Consider the following 15,799-nt stretch of genomic DNA (forward strand, 5'->3'; position numbering starts at 1 on the left):
TCTAGTAAAATACTCGTGGAGGGAAGTCAATGAGAAAGCATAGCAGTACATATGTTGTTTTACTCTTAAGCACCTTTGTCATAAGCCAGTTGACAGGGCATACCGCTTCGGCTGCTGCAGTTAGTTCTGTTCAGCCAAAATCGGCGGTAGCTGCTGCAACTGTAACAGCTCCTAGTAATCTGGGTTCCGTTTCTTTAGGAGCTAATATCAAAGCTACACTGGAAGATGTGAATATTTGGTCACAGCCTGGAGGCAATATTTTAACTTATACAATTAACTATTCGAATGGAAGCAGCAAAAGTGCTAGCCTACTGTATTATTTTTCGAGAGTTATGACCTCTGGCGGCTCTGTTATTCCAGGGAATCCACTAAGTGCGGACGCTACTAAGAAAAAAGTGGGTTCTAACGAAAGCTTGCGCGTTACATATTATGTTAATGTCGGCCAGGTAAATTCGTTAAAAGGTATCAAGATTCCAATGTACGTTTGGGATTCCAAAACCAAGGGGTATCTCAAGCAAGTAGGAACTTTTAATATACCCGCCAACTATTCGCCAACCGCTGTAAACGGAAAAAATGTAAGCACTACAATGAATGACATTCCGGTTATTGCTAAAAGTGAATCCTTGGAGCTCTACAAATACAGCGGAAAGGTTTATGCCAAGGTGGGCATAAGCTTGACCAATAAAGGCAGCAAAGTATTAAGTGATCCTGGTTACGCAGCATATTTGGTCTCGGCAGGGGGAAGCTCGTATGAATTAGCCCTTGACCGTTCTCAGCTTAGTTATAAAATTCAGCCCCAAGAGAAAAAAACCATTTATTATCTTACAGAAATTCCTTCGTATATGAAGACGGAGAATATGAAACTGCAATTCACCCAAAAGGATGAGGCGCTGAAGCTGGAGATTGCCAAATCCTCGTACAAGCTGCCTGCGGCTACTACACCAAATCTGGTAGTTGGCAAAGGTGTAATCAAGAAAATTACCATCAATAACAATACGGTTGAAACCCAATTAAATAACGCAACCGTATACGCAGAGAACAATAAGGGATTCTGGACTTTTCAGCTGCGAGTGAAGAATACAGGAAAGACAGCCGTTACGTTACCTTCTTATGAGCTTGCTGTCAAATCCTCAACGGGGACAACCTTTCCGATCAATTCTAAGGGCTTGAGCGGATTAACCATAAAACCGCTGGAGGAAAAAATCATCCCGCTTACCGCACAGGTACCCCTTGAGGTAGAACAGAATTCACTGCAATTGCAGATGATTGAGGCTGTTTCTGCTCCAGATAATAGTGAAACGGGAACTACTGGAGAAGGTGCAGCAACTGGAAGCACTGGTGGAACCAATGTCGCTACGAGTAACACAGCTAAACTAACGGTTCCGGTTGCTTACTTTACGATCTCCTATACCTTGCGTCCTGAGATACAGAAAGGTATGGAATATAGAGCAACAAATGAATATGGGACGTTTACTTATAGTTTAGTTTCCTTGCAGCGTTTTCCATGGAAAGACGATGATATCGTTGTTGCCAGATTAAATATTACGAATACCCAATCGGTTGCCTTGTCTCTGCCGGAATTAAAGGGAGCTGTTCAGGTAGACAATGAGGACATGTCATCTTCAACGGAATTGTTTATGGATAAGGAAACTTCAACGATTGGGCCCGGTAAAAACGCTGAAATCTATGTGTTTGCCAAAATTCCTTATACACAAGAGTTCGATAAATTAAAATTAAATCTTTATTCTATGGTAAAAGAAGAGAAAAGCTCGTTCCTGTCAGTTACTACGAACAGCATGATGAACGCTGTAGCTTCTATTGAAACTGGAGGAAGTTATGTTATCTCTGGTAAAGGCAAGAACGCAAAAGTGCAAGAGAACAAAACCATTATTTATGAAGGACTTAACTCCAATCTCGTATACACAGAGCTGCTTCTGAGCAGTGAAGAGAAAAGACAAAGCAAAATGGCTCGCCTCCAAGCTTATTACAAAACGGGAGATGGTCAGCTATTCGAAGCTACAGCCAATCAGCCGGATACGTCTGCTACTCCAGGCGGTAAGCAATTAATCACCTTCTGGGCGAAGGTTCCCAAGGCTGTTAATGCTTCTGATGTAAGTCTGTTCCTTGGGCCAGGGATTACTGGGAATAAACTGACGGAACCCGGTCAGGAATCCACTGGATTTATTAATATGGCTTCACTGTCATTAAATCCGGTCACTACACCACCTGAGAAGAACTTGACGAAGGTGGCCATTTATCCGTATACCATGTCCGTTCTAAGTTCGGAAGGGCGCTCACTACAAGGCAGTGACTCTATAAATATAGTTATGAATTACAATCTTCTTCGTGACAGCAGCTATGATATGGGAACCTTCACGCATAAGCTGGTCCTCAAAATGACGGATCCATATGGTCTATCTCAGGAACGAAGCTTGAACATTGGCACCGATATTCTTGAAGGGACCAACAACTCGTATACAGCAAGCTTTAGCAATAATATGTATAAGAATTTGTCAGGAGGAACCTACCGGATCACGCTGTACGATGAATTCCAAGGCGAACGGATCGAGCTGGCTAGTCAAGCTTATAACATCAAGATTGATAGAGCAGTTGTAACTGAGAAATAGCATTTCATATCTATTATTGTACGAAGAGGAGCAGCTCCAATGTTGCGAGTGGAAAATGTAACGCATTCTTATAAAAACGGTAATGAAACTACAGCAGTGCTTCATCAAATTGACTTTTCTGTGAAAGAGGGGGAGATGGTAGCACTGCTGGGGAGCTCGGGTTCCGGTAAGTCAACGATGCTCAATCTGATGGCAGGACTAATGAAACCTACGGAAGGCCATATTTATATTGCCGATCAAGATATCGTGAAGATGAGTGAGAATAAGCTATCGGAATTTCGCAGAAAAAATATCGGGTTTATCTTTCAAGCTTATGAGCTGATTACTAGCATGACAGTCCGTGAAAATGTAGAGCTGCCGCTGGTTTTTCAATCCGTTGCACCCTCTATACGTAAACAAAAAGCTTTAGAATTGTTGGAAGGAGTCGGCATTCCTGATAAAGCCGACTTGTTCCCTTCCCAGCTGTCTGGCGGACAGCAGCAGCGTGTTAGTATTGCACGCTCCTTGATTACGGAACCATCTGTTATCTTTGCAGATGAACCAACCGGAAACCTAGATTCGAAGACAGAAGAAGAAATTATCAATATCCTGCTTAACCTGAACAAGAAGATGAAGACCACCTTCATAGTTGTAACTCACGAGCTAAAAGTCGCGGAGCAAATGCAGCGGATATTCACGCTTCGGGACGGATATATGATTACTGAAAACCAAACTTCTTCGAATACTGAACTCGAAGGGGGTATACTCATTGAGGATTAGTGATATTTCCCGCTTGGCTTGGGAACAGGTCAAACGGCGGAAAGTTGTCACAGGTCTTTGTATGGCTGGCATATCCATTGGATGTGCTGCAATCATAGTTGCATTAAGTATAGGAGACTCCGCACAGAGCTACACGGAGCGGGAAATCAACCGCAATTTCAAAATGGATGAAATTACGGTGTCTCCCAACGGAGGAATACCCTCCCAAGGAGGAGGCAGCGGATCGTCTGCGGCCAATGAAAAGCTTGATCCCGGCAGGCTGACGGCGCAAAAGCTGGAGATTATTAAAGGCTTGCGGCATGTAACTGCAGCAGCTCCCTTTCAAGAGCTAGGGTACATACAGATGTTGACTATCGATAATAAAATAACAGATGTACAGCTTATTGGAACGGACCTACGCTTGTTAACGAAATATGATAAGAAATTCAAACAAGGCGGAGCTTCTGATTTGGTAGGAATGGCTGTACTGAACTATGGTGCAACCGTTGGACTGATTGATAACGAAACTCGGCAGCGTCTTTTTGAACAACTGAGTACAGATCCATATAACAATAAGTTGATGGAACAGTACAACAGCTTAAGCATGCTTCCAACAGATATGTACAAGCAGCAGGTTCAATTACAGTCTTTTGATCCCGCCTCTCAAACCGGAGGGATGTTAGTTAGCTCACCGATTCAAGTGGTGGGAATCCTCGACAACCCGAGTGGAACGAACGAGAATATGGCTATGTACGACAAGAAGATCTATGTGTCACTAGAGACTGGCGAGCGGCTTGTAGAACAAATGAAGCTATCGAGTGGAACCGCTGGGCAAAAGGGTGTCTATAACTCAGCGATTGTAAAGGTAGACAGCACTGAGAATATCGTGGAACTAGAGAAGCTTATTCAGAAACTCACCTTAACAACAAGCACGAATTTGTATCAAAAAGAGGCACTCGCTGATACCTTCAGCATGGTCAAGAAAGCAGCTCTCGGTATAGGTGTGTTTATTCTGATTATTGCTTCGATCTCCATTATCGTTGCGATGACTATGTCCACTCATCAACGACGACGGCAGATCGGTATTATGAAAGTGTTAGGTGCCAATATGGGTCAGATCCGCAATATGTTCATTACAGAAGCGGCATTGCTCGGGATGTTGGGCGGATTGCTCGGCATAGCCTTTTCATACTTGATTGTATTAGGAATTAATAAGCTCATCGGTAACTCTTCAGGAATGGGTGGAGGCGAGCCTTTGGTGATTTATATTCCTCTGATGACTCTTCCGGTAGGGATCGCATTTGCGGTAATGACAGGGGTATTATCGGGTATTTATCCGGCGATCAGTGCATCCAGAACGAATGCACTCACGGCGATTAAACGGGATTAGCTATTTTTAAGTTGAAAGGAAGCCAAAGTGATGAAGAGGAGAATCAAGTGGATTGTATTGGTACTGATTATAATTGCAGCAGGTTATTTTCTATATAGTAAGATGTATAAGCCTGAAGCGCAGTTAGAGCCTGTTGAACCCCCACAAGCCATAACTTTTGAGGTCACACAGGAGACCATTACCAATTCCATACAAGTTAAAGGTAATTCTAATTATGAGAAAGAAACGCTTGTTTATGCTCCATATGCTTCAAAGGTGACAAAGTGGAAGGTTGAGAACGGTGGACAGGTCAAAAAAGGTGATTTACTGTTTACTCTCGATCAGGAAGCCTTGAAGAATGAGATTGCTACACAAGAGGCGACCATCCGTAAAGCAAAGCTGGAAGCAGAGCTGAATGCATTTGTGAGCCAGCAAGACGAGGAGAATGCAGCCCTTGGTGCGACTGAAGCAGAACGCATTAAAGCACTCACAGCCCAAGAAGCAACACGGCTAGGGGACGAGCTTAATCAGGTCAATGCCGAAATACAAGCACGCGAATTAACAGAGAAAAAAGCCAAACTCAAAACAGCACTTTATTATGCTCCGGCAACCGGCATTTTCTTATTTGACAGTGCAAGCGAAATTCCGCAAACAGTGACAGATAATCAATATATCGGAAAAATAGTAGATATGAACAAGCTAGAATTCATTGCTCTTGTAGGTGAACAAGACGTCTTCCGTATAAAGACAGGCATGAAGGTCGACGTAAAAATGACAGCTATAAAAGATTTGAAGTTATCTGGAGAAGTTACGAAGGTAGCGAAATTTGCAAAGACAGCTTCAGGTCAGAATGCTACTGCCAGTTCGGTTCCTCAATTCGAAGTGGTTATCACGCTGCAGCCTGACGAGCATTTGATCGGTGGCTTAAGCTTAAACGGAGAAATTGAAACAGTTCGCAAAGAAAATGCCACCGTTGTATCCAGCATAGCTGTAATGCATGAAGGAGACCTCTCCTACGTTATGCTGGATAAAGGGGACGGGCAATATGAACGAAAAGACATCGAAGTGGGTCTGGAAACTACGGACAAAACAGAGGTTCTCTCTGGGTTGAAGGTTGGAGATGTTGTTGTTCTTCAGTAACAATGACTAACGCTTAGATTTACTTCTCAATCGTTTGACGCCAAACGTTAATCTCTTTATTAAGATCGGTAAGATCAGGAACCGGAATTTGCTCATCGGAAAGGTTATATTTGGCTTTTAAGGCTAAGATCCGATAGACGCTTTCATCAATCCGTGTTTCTTGAATCTTACCGTTTTTTACGTTTTGCAAGAGGGAGTCCATGACCCGTTTTTCATTATCATAGCCGTGAGCGACAAGGAGAATATCACTACCTGCATTCACAGTATCTACTGCTGCTGTAGTCAGATCGTAGTTCTTCATAATGGCTCCCATGGTTAGATCGTCTGTAATTACGATTCCTTGGTAGCCCATTTCATCTCGAAGCTGTTCACCAATAATGGTACGCGATAAGGATGCGGGTTTGTCTGGATCTAATTTTGGAAACAAAATATGAGCGACCATTACGGCGTCCGTCCCCTCTTTAATAGCTGCTTGGAAGGGGAGCCATTCTAAGTCAGCTAGCTGACCGGCTGTTTTGTTCACAATCGGCAGATCCAGATGGGAGTCGACAGAAGTATCTCCGTGTCCTGGGAAATGCTTGACAACAGGAACGACGCCTTCGCTCTCAATTCCCTTCATTTCGGCAATCCCTAGTTGAATGACTTGGTCAGCAGCATTGCCGAACGACCGGTCTCCGATGACTGGATTGTCTGGATTGCTATTGATATCGAGAACGGGAGCAAAGTTCATATTAAATCCGGCTGAACGTACTTCTCTTGCGAGCAGCTTTCCCATTTTCTCGGCAGCAGCAGCGTCATTACTTGCACCCACTGTTCCGTTAGAAGGGAATGTAGCATATTCTTTAGGCATCCTGCTGACTTTTCCACCCTCCTGATCAACACTCATGAATAGTGGGGCAGGGTTGCCAGTGTTACTCTTTTTCATAGAATTGATAAGACTGATCATCCCTTTCAGGCTTTTAATATTGTCCTTATAGAGGATGATTCCACCTATTTTGTCTTCGGTAATCATCTTTTTAGCTTGCTCATCAAGGACAGTTCCATCAATTCCAACTAGGAGCATTTGTCCGATTTTTTCTTCCAAAGTCATCTCAGCAACCTGAAGAGCAATTGGATCGCTGACTGCTGAGGGGGTGGGAGCCAAGCTGGTGGTTGGTGCAGGTGTGGATTGGGAGGTCGGTGAATCGGTAGCTTCGGACGGTGAATTACTGCTGCTATTAGAACAGCCAGCAATGAGGAACAGTGACACCATAGCTGCAATAATGAAGAGTGTACCGGAAGTCTTAGGCTTTAGGCTGTGACGGGTGAATCTAATCATCTGAATAGTCGTCCTTTCGTTAGCTAAATTAGATATTGGGAGAGGAATCCTTGCTGACTTAGAAGCACGGTGATAAGATAAACTTAAATATTTACATATTAAATTTGAATAATGAGGTGACGGTCCAATGAAAGATGGATTAGTACAAGCACTTAATGAACAGATGAATTTCGAGTTTTATTCCGCTCATGTTTATCTAGCGATGGCTGCTTATTGTTCCGGCGAAAGTCTGGATGGATTTGCAAACTTTTTTCTAATTCAAGCCGAAGAAGAACGGTTCCATGCCATGAAGATTTATAAATTCCTTAACGACCGGGATAACCGTGCTACGCTAGAAGCACTGCCAGAGCCGAAGAACGAATATAACTCGATGTTAGATGCTTTTGAACATGCCTTCGCGCATGAACAGCAGAACACTAAACGGTTCTATCATTTGGCTGACCTTGCTCTGGATGAGCGTGAACATGCGACGATTTATTTCTTGAAATGGTTTATAGACGAGCAAGTAGAAGAAGAAGCACTCTTTAGCAACATCATCAGTAAACTGAAACGAATTGAAAAAGATAGCAACGCCTTCTACATGCTGGATGCCGAGTTTGCTGCACGTACTTTTACAGCTCCGGCTGAATAAGTTATTGAAGCCCAAAAGCCTGAGAAATCAGGCTTTTTTATTTTATAGAGGTAGGAAGTTTAATCGCGAGCAGCTTATTATCCGTCCGAATCATCAGCATCCCTCCAGTTTTAAGGGAAGGGGCAAAGTTACGAGAGCCTGTGTTCACAGTGAAAATAGGCTTTAGAGTTAACATGTCATAAGCGTGAAATAGGCCATCAGATTGTCCACTATAAACCACGTTTCCGAACAGATCCGTCTGTACCACTGGATTCTCTCCAATATTGAGGTCGACAAGCTGGCCGGTTCCTAGCTTAAGTGCGGATAAAGTACCTTTATCTTGATTTTGAAATAACATTCTTTGTTGATAAACTTGGTTCAATGGAGAGTCTTTTTCTTTAACCATCGAGGCCCAGGTTTGCACCGGTTTACCCTCTGCAGAATAATTCCAGAAATCATATTTCACAAACTTACTGCCCTGAAAGATGTAAAAGTCCTTTCCATCCAAAAACGCGTTTCCATTCATCCCATTATAACTGTACACACCATCTTTATTCTCGGTATCTGTCCATTTATATAAACGTTCTCCTTTTAATTCACCTGTCTTTATGTTGAACACGGATACTTTGACTTTTCGATTTACCGGGTCATCATCCATCATAAATGTATTCGTGATAGAGTAGAGGAGCCCATCCTTCACTGCTAACGGCATCCACTGCCGGGTCTGGTCCCATAGTTTTTTTCCTGTCAGACTGTCATAAGCGGCGAGTCCAGCAGTTGTTAAGGCCCCTTGAGACAGATAGCTGCGAATAACGACCCCATCTGATTCCATGACCTCTGATAAGCCTGTAAAGTTATTGCTTTTCTCTACAGCCTTCCATTTGATCTTTCCGGTTACGGCGTCAACTGCTGCTAATTGTTCCTCTTGAGTAACATAAATAGTAGATCCTAAACGCTGTATATTTGTAGCTTTGGGGAGTGTTATGGAAGCCGACCATGCTTTTTTACCTGCCTCATTAACGGCATATAGGGAGCCGCTTTGGGTCAGACCGTAGATAAATCCATTGCTGTACGTGAATAGCGGCGCTAATCCACTTCCGAACTCCCATATTTTTTTGCCTGTTGCCGCATTCATTGCGGTTAATTTTTCATTGCGCTGCAACGCAAAGATCTTTCCGTTTTCCGCGAGTGCTGTAATGTCCTGTCCGGTGATTCTGTCTTTTTTTAAAATGGCGAGTTGTGCTGACCAAACAGGTTTTAGGATCGGGGCTGTGACTTCACTGTAATAAGTGTTACTTAGGCTTACAATTGCTTTTTCTGCAGAAATGACTGACATTGATCCACTGTTTGTTATTGGAATTAAAATACTCCCTATAGCTAAACATGTAACAATTTTCTTCGGCAAAGACTGAATCATCACTCCACGCTCCTTTGAATTAGTCATTACTATAATTAGACAATAAAAATAGCAAAAAGTTACTATTCCAGAAGAATGGAAGCAAAGTTGAACGGGGGCAAACTATGTTGCGTCCTGCAAAACAGTTACGACCTTGCAACTCTATTTGACAGAGGGAACTATTGCGCCCCGTAGCAACACTGTTTCTCTAGACCCACCCGATTCTCAAAGTGTAGTATAGAACAATACTATTCTTTGGGGGTTCTTTTTTTGGAAACTTATAACGACATTAAACAAGGCGAAAAAGGAGCTTGGCTAAGCATCGTTGCTTATATCTTTTTATCAGCTATCAAGCTGTTCATAGGTACGGTCTCAGGATCTCAAGCGTTGCTTGCAGATGGATTGAATAACAGTACAGATATTATTGCTTCTATCGCGGTACTAATTGGCCTGAAGATTTCCAGAAGACCGCCGGATTCGAACCACAGCTACGGGCATTTTAGAGCGGAGACCGTGGCTTCATTAATTGCTTCATTCATTATGATTGCGGTAGGGCTTCAAGTTTTGTACCAAGCTGTGAACAAATTTATTCAACCAGCACTGGAAAGTCCTGATCTCATAGCGGCGTGGACGGCAGTGGGCTGTGCTGTAGTTATGATGGCTGTCTATATGTATAATATTAGGCTGGCCCGTGCCATTAACAGTAACGCAATGCGGGCAGTAGCACTGGATAATCGATCAGATGCTATAGTTAGCGTGGGCGCTTTTATCGGAATTGTGGCTTCCTCCTTGGGCGTTCCTTGGCTTGACCCGCTTACAGCCATCATTGTCGGACTAATCATCTGTAAGACGGCATGGGATATCTTTAGCAAAGCTACGCATGATCTGACGGACGGATTTGATGCGGAAGAGCTTGAACATATGAAAGAAACTGTGGCAGAAATTGATGGTGTACAATCCATAAAAGATATCAAAGCCCGTATCCATGGGAATAACGTATTAGTAGACACAACTGTGCTAGTGGATTCTCAGCTAAGTGTAGTGCAGAGTCATGATATTACGGAAGAAATTGAAGAACAGTTAAAAGACCGGCACCAAGTTTCCAATGTACTTGTACATATCGAACCCGTGATGAAGTAGAGATTTATCAGTAGGTGCCATATGTACAGCTAATGGTTGAATATAAGCACCTGTGATGTTGTTAATAGTTCTTTTGTGGAGAAAGGTGGAAAATAAAATTAAAATGTAATTTTCAAGAAACGGAATGGTGATTTCATGATCGCTTGGAAAGATTCATATGATATCGGTGTAGAAAAAATTGACTGCCAGCACAGACAGTTGTTAGCGAAATTGAACGAATTCTTTGAAGCATGCAGTAATCAGCAAGGGAAAGAAAAGATTGAGGAAACACTGAAATTCTTAAAAGAATACACGATTGAACATTTCAGTAATGAAGAGCAGCTGATGGAGGAGATCAACTTCCCTGAACTAGCTGAACATCGTCAGACGCATGCTGATTTCGTGAAGGCAGTTCTCGAATTGGAAGAAACGGTCAAAACAAAGGGAGTATCCGTACTCTCAACCATCAAGCTTAATCGAACGTTAACAGACTGGCTGATAAATCACATCAATAAATGCGATAAGCTGATTGGTCAATGTATGGCCACACGTGATAAAGCGATATAAGATAAACCTCCAAAGAAGATGCCGATGGGCATTTTCTTTTTTTAGTTCCGATGTTTTCCGAACACCGCATTGCAGTTTATACTGGGTTAACGGTTTGTGTTATGATTTGAGATAAGAAGTAGAGAAGTAGTTAGGTAAAGGGGAGAGAAACGATGAAAACATTACGAATGTTAGCTTCAGGATTTGCTATGCTGCTCATTCTGGGTCTTGTTAATTTCTACATTGGCTATCACGGCTGGTTACTTATTCATGAATGGTTTTCAGGTGTTTCGTCAGCAGTATTCTGGACATTATTTATGCTGATCGCTTTTGCGTATGTCATTGGAATGATCCCATGGCCAAAATCGGTTAAACCGATCGCCAGATTCTTTAAAGTGATTGGATCGTATTATTTAGCGTGTATGGAATTTGCAATCATTATGTTACCTTTGGCAGACCTATTATATGTGATACTGGGATGGTCAGGAATCAATCGTACCTATTACATTGCAGAAGCGGGCGGGACAATTCTGATATTACTGGCAGTCTTTCTGGTCTGGGGTTCAATCAACGCCTGGAGTACCGTGATCCGCACACATTCCATACCTATTGATAAATCTATTGGCACCAGCACGCCATTAACGATCGCGGTTGCTTCAGACCTGCACTTAGGGAATATCGTGGGCAATCGTCATCTCAAAAAAATGGTGGCACAAATGAACGCGATGCAACCCGATGTGATTTTGCTGGCTGGAGATGTCTTGGATGACAGCATTGAACCTTTTATCCGCAATAGTATGAGTGAACAGATTAAACAGTTAAAAGCTCGTTATGGTGTCTACGCAGTACTGGGCAATCACGAATATTATGGCGGATCAATTAAGGAATATACCGATTTGATGAGTAGTATTGGGATCAAGGTCCTGCAAGATGAGGTTGAAGAAGTCGCAGGAACGTATATTGTAGGCCGAAAAGACAAGACAGCCGAGACGATGGAAGCTGGTGGCAGACAAAGTGTAAGCACCTTGCTCGAAGGACTTGATCTTACACGTCCTGTGATTATGATGGATCATCAGCCTACAGGCTTCGACGTAGCCGCTCAAGCTGGGGTAGACGTTCTACTCTCGGGTCATACACACCGAGGACAGATTGCTCCTAATCACTGGATCACTAAACGTTTGTTCGAGCTGGACTGGGGATATCTTCGTAAGGACAATTTGCATGTAGTCGTGTCGTCAGGTTATGGAACATGGGGCCCCCCAATTCGTTTAGCAAGCCGGTCGGAGATCATTAAGCTGGAGGTTATGCTGGAGGGTTCTAAAAAATACAGTGAAGAGCCTGTTTCCACAAAAACGGTGTTAATCTAAAGTGAGTTTATTTAGAGGCTGTTTCATCAGCAGATTTATTCTGCTAGGTGAGGCAGCTTCTTTTTTTGACAACTCATGGGGAGTGTAGTATGTTAAAAATAGTTAAGGACTTAACTATATTGGAGCTGAATTATAGAAAATGGATCATTTACAACAGTTTGTGCTGAATCAGCCATTGCATACCAAAGCATTTTTTACATTAGTTGAAGCTACTGCAAATTTAGTTTCTATTTCTGAGAAATATTGGCAGTCGAAAGGATTGAACGGAGCAAGAATTCGTATCTTGGTGGAGATCTCTAAACAGGGAGGTGCGATTCTGCCTTCTACATTGGCTCACATTATTGGAGTTACCAAAGCTAATATAAGCATGCTGTTAACACCATTGGAGCGAGATGGATTAATAACCCGTTCGAATGATACCAAGGATGGCAGAAAAAGCGTCATTTCGATTACGACTGAAGGCCAGCAATTACTTCTGGAGCATCTTCCAGAGAATCGTCAGGCTGTCGCAGAGAGAATGAAGAATCTGAATGATCAGGAGCTTCATCAACTTATCTTTTTATTACAAAAACTGAGTACATTCGAATAACAGAAAGGGTGTTATGTATGTCGATTATGGTTACAGGAGCCACAGGTCAATTAGGCAGCTTAATTATGGAGAAGCTTGAGAAGTACGTTCCGGCTAGTCAAGTTATTGCTTGTGTTCGTCAGCCAGAGAAAGCTGTTAATTTTTTAGAAAAAGGGTTCGAAGTCCGTTTTGGCGATTATGACCAGTTAGATACGCTGATTGAAGCTTTTACTGGGGTCACAACGTTACTTTTAATCTCCAGCTCTCATACCGATGATAAGATCAGATTATATCAGCATGCTCAGGTCATTCATGCAGCAAAAAAGGCCAATGTGAAGCATCTGCTTTATACTGGATTTGCCTTTCCACCCAAAGGTCCGATTCCTTCTTATCATGTTCATTTACTAACTGAGCAGATGATTCTTGAATCAGGGATAGATTATACGTTTCTACGTAACGCTTTGTATATAGATTTTGTGGGTGTGCTTGGGTTGAAGGAAGCGATGGAAAGCGGTGAGCTACCCACTTATCCAGGGAACTGGCAGTTTAATTCAGTCACTCGTGAGGACCTCGCTTTAGCTACGGCAAAGGTTCTTACAACGAATGGACATATGAACCAAGTCTACGAACTAGCTGCACCAAACGTTTGGGACTTCAACGAATTAGTTGATGTATTATCAGAGTTATCAGGGAAAAAAATTACGTTTCGCCAGGATTCAAGTATTCAGCATTGGATTTATTCGTTTCTAGCGAAGATAGATACTGCTTCTACATCAAAAGATCTGGAGAGACTGATGGAGCGGCCGGTTACCACACTTAGAGAGAGTATTAAGCCTTTTGTTTGATCTGACTTTAGTTGTTCTATCGTTATAAAGTTGTTACTATGAGTTCATCCATTATTCAGGGAGTGTAAATGATGAAGAAGATTTTAGTAGCAGATGACGATGTGAATATTCGAACATTATTAAAACATGTACTAACAAGGGAAGGATATCAGGTGATGGAGGCCAGTGATGGCCGAGATGCGATACATAAATTGCAGGACAGTATTGCGGATTTAGCGGTCGTAGATGTAATGATGCCACATGTAGATGGGTTAGAGCTATGTCAGCATATTAGAGAAACGTATGATATTCCGATCATTTTATTGACAGCACGTCAGCAGCTGAGTGATAAAGAGCAAGGTTATTTGCGGGGGACGGATGATTATCTAACGAAACCTTTTGAGCCTGAAGAGTTGCTATTTCGGATCAAAGCGTTATTTCGCCGCTATTCCATTGCTTCAGATGATCGGATTCGATTAAATTCTCTAGTTATTGACCGCAAAAATTATGAAATAACCGATGGTGATGAGGTTCTGCTGCTACCGGTAAAAGAGTTTGAGCTTCTGGCTCAACTCGCACAATATCCAGGCAGGTTATATACACGAAGTGAGTTAATTGAACTGGTATGGGGCATGGATTATGAAGGGGATGAGCGAACAGTCGATGTACATATCAAACGTTTGCGTCAGCGCTTTGTAGATTATCAGGAAGATTTTGTGATCCGAACCGTTCGAGGCATTGGCTATAAATTGGAGATGGTTAACGTATGAGATCCTTGTATGTCCGGATGTGTATTGTCTTCTGTTCAGTAATTGTGGTGAGTAGCCTTCTTGGATTTTTGGTGTCTAATATTTACTATCAAGCCCAGATTAAATCTCAGAACGATGCCAAACTTACCGGAATGGCTATCGAGGTTCAACAATTCGCAGAATCACATCCGGAGACAATGGAGGATTATTTGCGGAGTATAGCCAAGCTGGGTTATAAAATCTATTTAACAGATGCTGAAGGGGAATCAAGATTCTACGGGAAGCCCTTTAGAAAAGAAGATTTGGATGAGCAGCAACTAGAGAAGGTTCTGAATGGGCAAATTTATCATGGGGTTGCGGATTTCCCGGACAGTGCATTTATTACCGGATTTTTTGATAATCAACTGCGTAATTCAATTGGTGTTCCTGTAAAAGTAAACAATGAGACGTATGCTTTGTTTATGCGTCCGGATGCTGAAGTACAATTCGGTGAGCTGCGCGTCTTTTTTGCTGTGATCATTGGGTTCACCGTGTTGTTTAGCTTAGGCTTTGTAATGATTAGCGTACTGCATGTAGTTAGACCTATTACACGTTTGACGACGGCCACTAAACGGATCTCAAAAGGCAGATACGATATCAAATTGAATACGTGGCGGCGTGATGAGATTGGTCAGTTAGCTTCCCATTTTATGATTATGAGCCGGGAGCTGGAACGAACAAATCGGGCACGTCAGGAATTTGTCGCTAATGTATCACATGAAATTGAGTCGCCATTAACATCTATTCAGGGATTTGCCCAAGCGTTACAAGATTCAACCTTACCTGAGGATGAACGGTTACAGTATCTCAATATCATTGACCAAGAAAGCCATCGTCTTTCATTGCTAAGCAAACAGCTGCTTACCTTGTCTTCGCTTGATTATGATCCTAATTCCATACAGAAAAAGTCGACAGACTTACGTGCACAACTAAGACAGGTCGTACAAATCATGGAATGGAGATTAACAGAGAAACAACTGGCCGTGCGTTTGAATCTTGCAGACATCAGCGTTCTAGGTGATCCAAATCTATTGTTCCAGGTATGGATGAACCTGCTCTCCAACGCCATAAAATACACACCTGCTGAGGGTTCCATTATGATTTCCGCGAAGCTTGTGGAACAGAACTGTATTGTTTCTGTGTCTGATACGGGTGAAGGCATTTCAGCTGAGGAGTTGCCGTTAATCTTTGATCGTTTCTATAAAGTAGATCGAGCACGTACGCATGAAACACATAGCAGCGGACTTGGACTTGCGATTTCTCAAAAAATCGTAGAAGCGCATAACGGAACCATTGAAGTAACCAGTACTTTGGGTGAAGGGACTACCTTTACAGTTACACTTCCGCTTTTGTAATTCATTATTCATACTCCGTTCATTTTCATCTTCT

The 15,799-nt window shown here is 42.5% G+C and carries 14 protein-coding genes; 12 read left to right on the top strand and 2 right to left on the bottom strand.

Features of this window, described 5'->3' with window-relative positions; translation table 11 throughout:
* The first annotated feature begins 29 nt into the window (after positions 1 to 29).
* From MKY54_RS14470 to MKY54_RS14485, 4 genes are read left to right on the top strand one after another with little or no spacing between them, the layout of a single operon-like run.
* On the top strand, positions 30 to 2,627 hold the full coding sequence (locus MKY54_RS14470) for a hypothetical protein (RefSeq protein ID WP_081386836.1): 2,598 nt from the start codon (positions 30 to 32) through the stop codon (positions 2,625 to 2,627).
* Positions 2,628 to 2,666: 39 nt separating this feature from the next.
* The gene (locus MKY54_RS14475; RefSeq protein WP_076129325.1) at positions 2,667 to 3,386 is read left to right on the top strand and encodes an ABC transporter ATP-binding protein; all 720 of its coding nucleotides are present in this window, start codon (positions 2,667 to 2,669) and stop codon (positions 3,384 to 3,386) included.
* Complete coding sequence (locus MKY54_RS14480; RefSeq protein ID WP_179087724.1) at positions 3,376 to 4,755, top strand: ABC transporter permease; 1,380 nt, start codon at positions 3,376 to 3,378, stop codon at positions 4,753 to 4,755. The genes MKY54_RS14475 and MKY54_RS14480 overlap by 11 nt, the downstream gene beginning before the upstream one ends.
* A gap of 30 nt (positions 4,756 to 4,785) precedes the next feature.
* Positions 4,786 to 5,874, top strand: coding sequence for an efflux RND transporter periplasmic adaptor subunit (locus tag MKY54_RS14485; RefSeq protein WP_076129326.1), 1,089 nt, complete (start codon positions 4,786 to 4,788; stop codon positions 5,872 to 5,874).
* A gap of 19 nt (positions 5,875 to 5,893) precedes the next feature.
* Here the strand turns inward: MKY54_RS14485 and nagZ are convergent, their stop codons facing one another.
* Positions 5,894 to 7,192 (bottom strand): beta-N-acetylhexosaminidase, encoded by a 1,299-nt coding sequence (gene nagZ / locus MKY54_RS14490; RefSeq protein WP_339190907.1) that lies wholly within the window; start codon positions 7,190 to 7,192, stop codon positions 5,894 to 5,896.
* Between the two features lie 127 nt (positions 7,193 to 7,319).
* Between nagZ and MKY54_RS14495 the strand changes: the two genes are divergently transcribed.
* The gene (locus MKY54_RS14495; RefSeq protein ID WP_076129328.1) at positions 7,320 to 7,823 is read left to right on the top strand and encodes a ferritin; all 504 of its coding nucleotides are present in this window, start codon (positions 7,320 to 7,322) and stop codon (positions 7,821 to 7,823) included.
* Positions 7,824 to 7,860: 37 nt separating this feature from the next.
* Here the strand turns inward: MKY54_RS14495 and MKY54_RS14500 are convergent, their stop codons facing one another.
* Positions 7,861 to 9,246, bottom strand: a complete 1,386-nt coding sequence (locus tag MKY54_RS14500; protein WP_280775679.1) for a PQQ-binding-like beta-propeller repeat protein — start codon at positions 9,244 to 9,246, stop codon at positions 7,861 to 7,863.
* Positions 9,247 to 9,468: 222 nt separating this feature from the next.
* On the opposite strand from MKY54_RS14500, the gene MKY54_RS14505 reads away from it, so the two are divergent.
* The 7 genes from MKY54_RS14505 to MKY54_RS14535 all read left to right on the top strand — a co-directional run bounded on the left by MKY54_RS14505 (position 9,469) and on the right by MKY54_RS14535 (position 15,765).
* A complete protein-coding gene (locus MKY54_RS14505) occupies positions 9,469 to 10,338 on the top strand; it encodes a cation diffusion facilitator family transporter (protein ID WP_076129330.1) in 870 nt (289 codons plus the stop codon).
* Between the two features lie 135 nt (positions 10,339 to 10,473).
* Positions 10,474 to 10,884: a bacteriohemerythrin gene (locus tag MKY54_RS14510; protein WP_051491008.1), complete on the top strand. Its 411-nt coding sequence runs from the start codon at positions 10,474 to 10,476 to the stop codon at positions 10,882 to 10,884.
* Between the two features lie 152 nt (positions 10,885 to 11,036).
* Positions 11,037 to 12,230, top strand: a complete 1,194-nt coding sequence (locus MKY54_RS14515; RefSeq protein ID WP_076129331.1) for a metallophosphoesterase — start codon at positions 11,037 to 11,039, stop codon at positions 12,228 to 12,230.
* A 139-nt stretch (positions 12,231 to 12,369) separates the two neighbouring features.
* The gene (locus MKY54_RS14520) at positions 12,370 to 12,819 is read left to right on the top strand and encodes a MarR family transcriptional regulator (RefSeq protein WP_076308563.1); all 450 of its coding nucleotides are present in this window, start codon (positions 12,370 to 12,372) and stop codon (positions 12,817 to 12,819) included.
* Positions 12,820 to 12,836: 17 nt separating this feature from the next.
* Positions 12,837 to 13,643, top strand: a complete 807-nt coding sequence (locus MKY54_RS14525) for an NmrA family NAD(P)-binding protein (protein WP_076185932.1) — start codon at positions 12,837 to 12,839, stop codon at positions 13,641 to 13,643.
* Between the two features lie 71 nt (positions 13,644 to 13,714).
* Positions 13,715 to 14,392, top strand: coding sequence for a response regulator transcription factor (locus tag MKY54_RS14530; RefSeq protein ID WP_076129334.1), 678 nt, complete (start codon positions 13,715 to 13,717; stop codon positions 14,390 to 14,392).
* Positions 14,389 to 15,765 (top strand): HAMP domain-containing sensor histidine kinase, encoded by a 1,377-nt coding sequence (locus MKY54_RS14535; RefSeq protein ID WP_076194281.1) that lies wholly within the window; start codon positions 14,389 to 14,391, stop codon positions 15,763 to 15,765. Before MKY54_RS14530 ends, MKY54_RS14535 begins: the two co-directional genes overlap by 4 nt.
* The last annotated feature ends 34 nt before the right edge of the window (positions 15,766 to 15,799 follow it).

This window comes from Paenibacillus sp. FSL P2-0121 (assembly GCF_037975345.1).
In the GTDB taxonomy this organism is placed as follows: Bacteria; Bacillota; Bacilli; order Paenibacillales; family Paenibacillaceae; genus Paenibacillus_AQ; species Paenibacillus_AQ odorifer.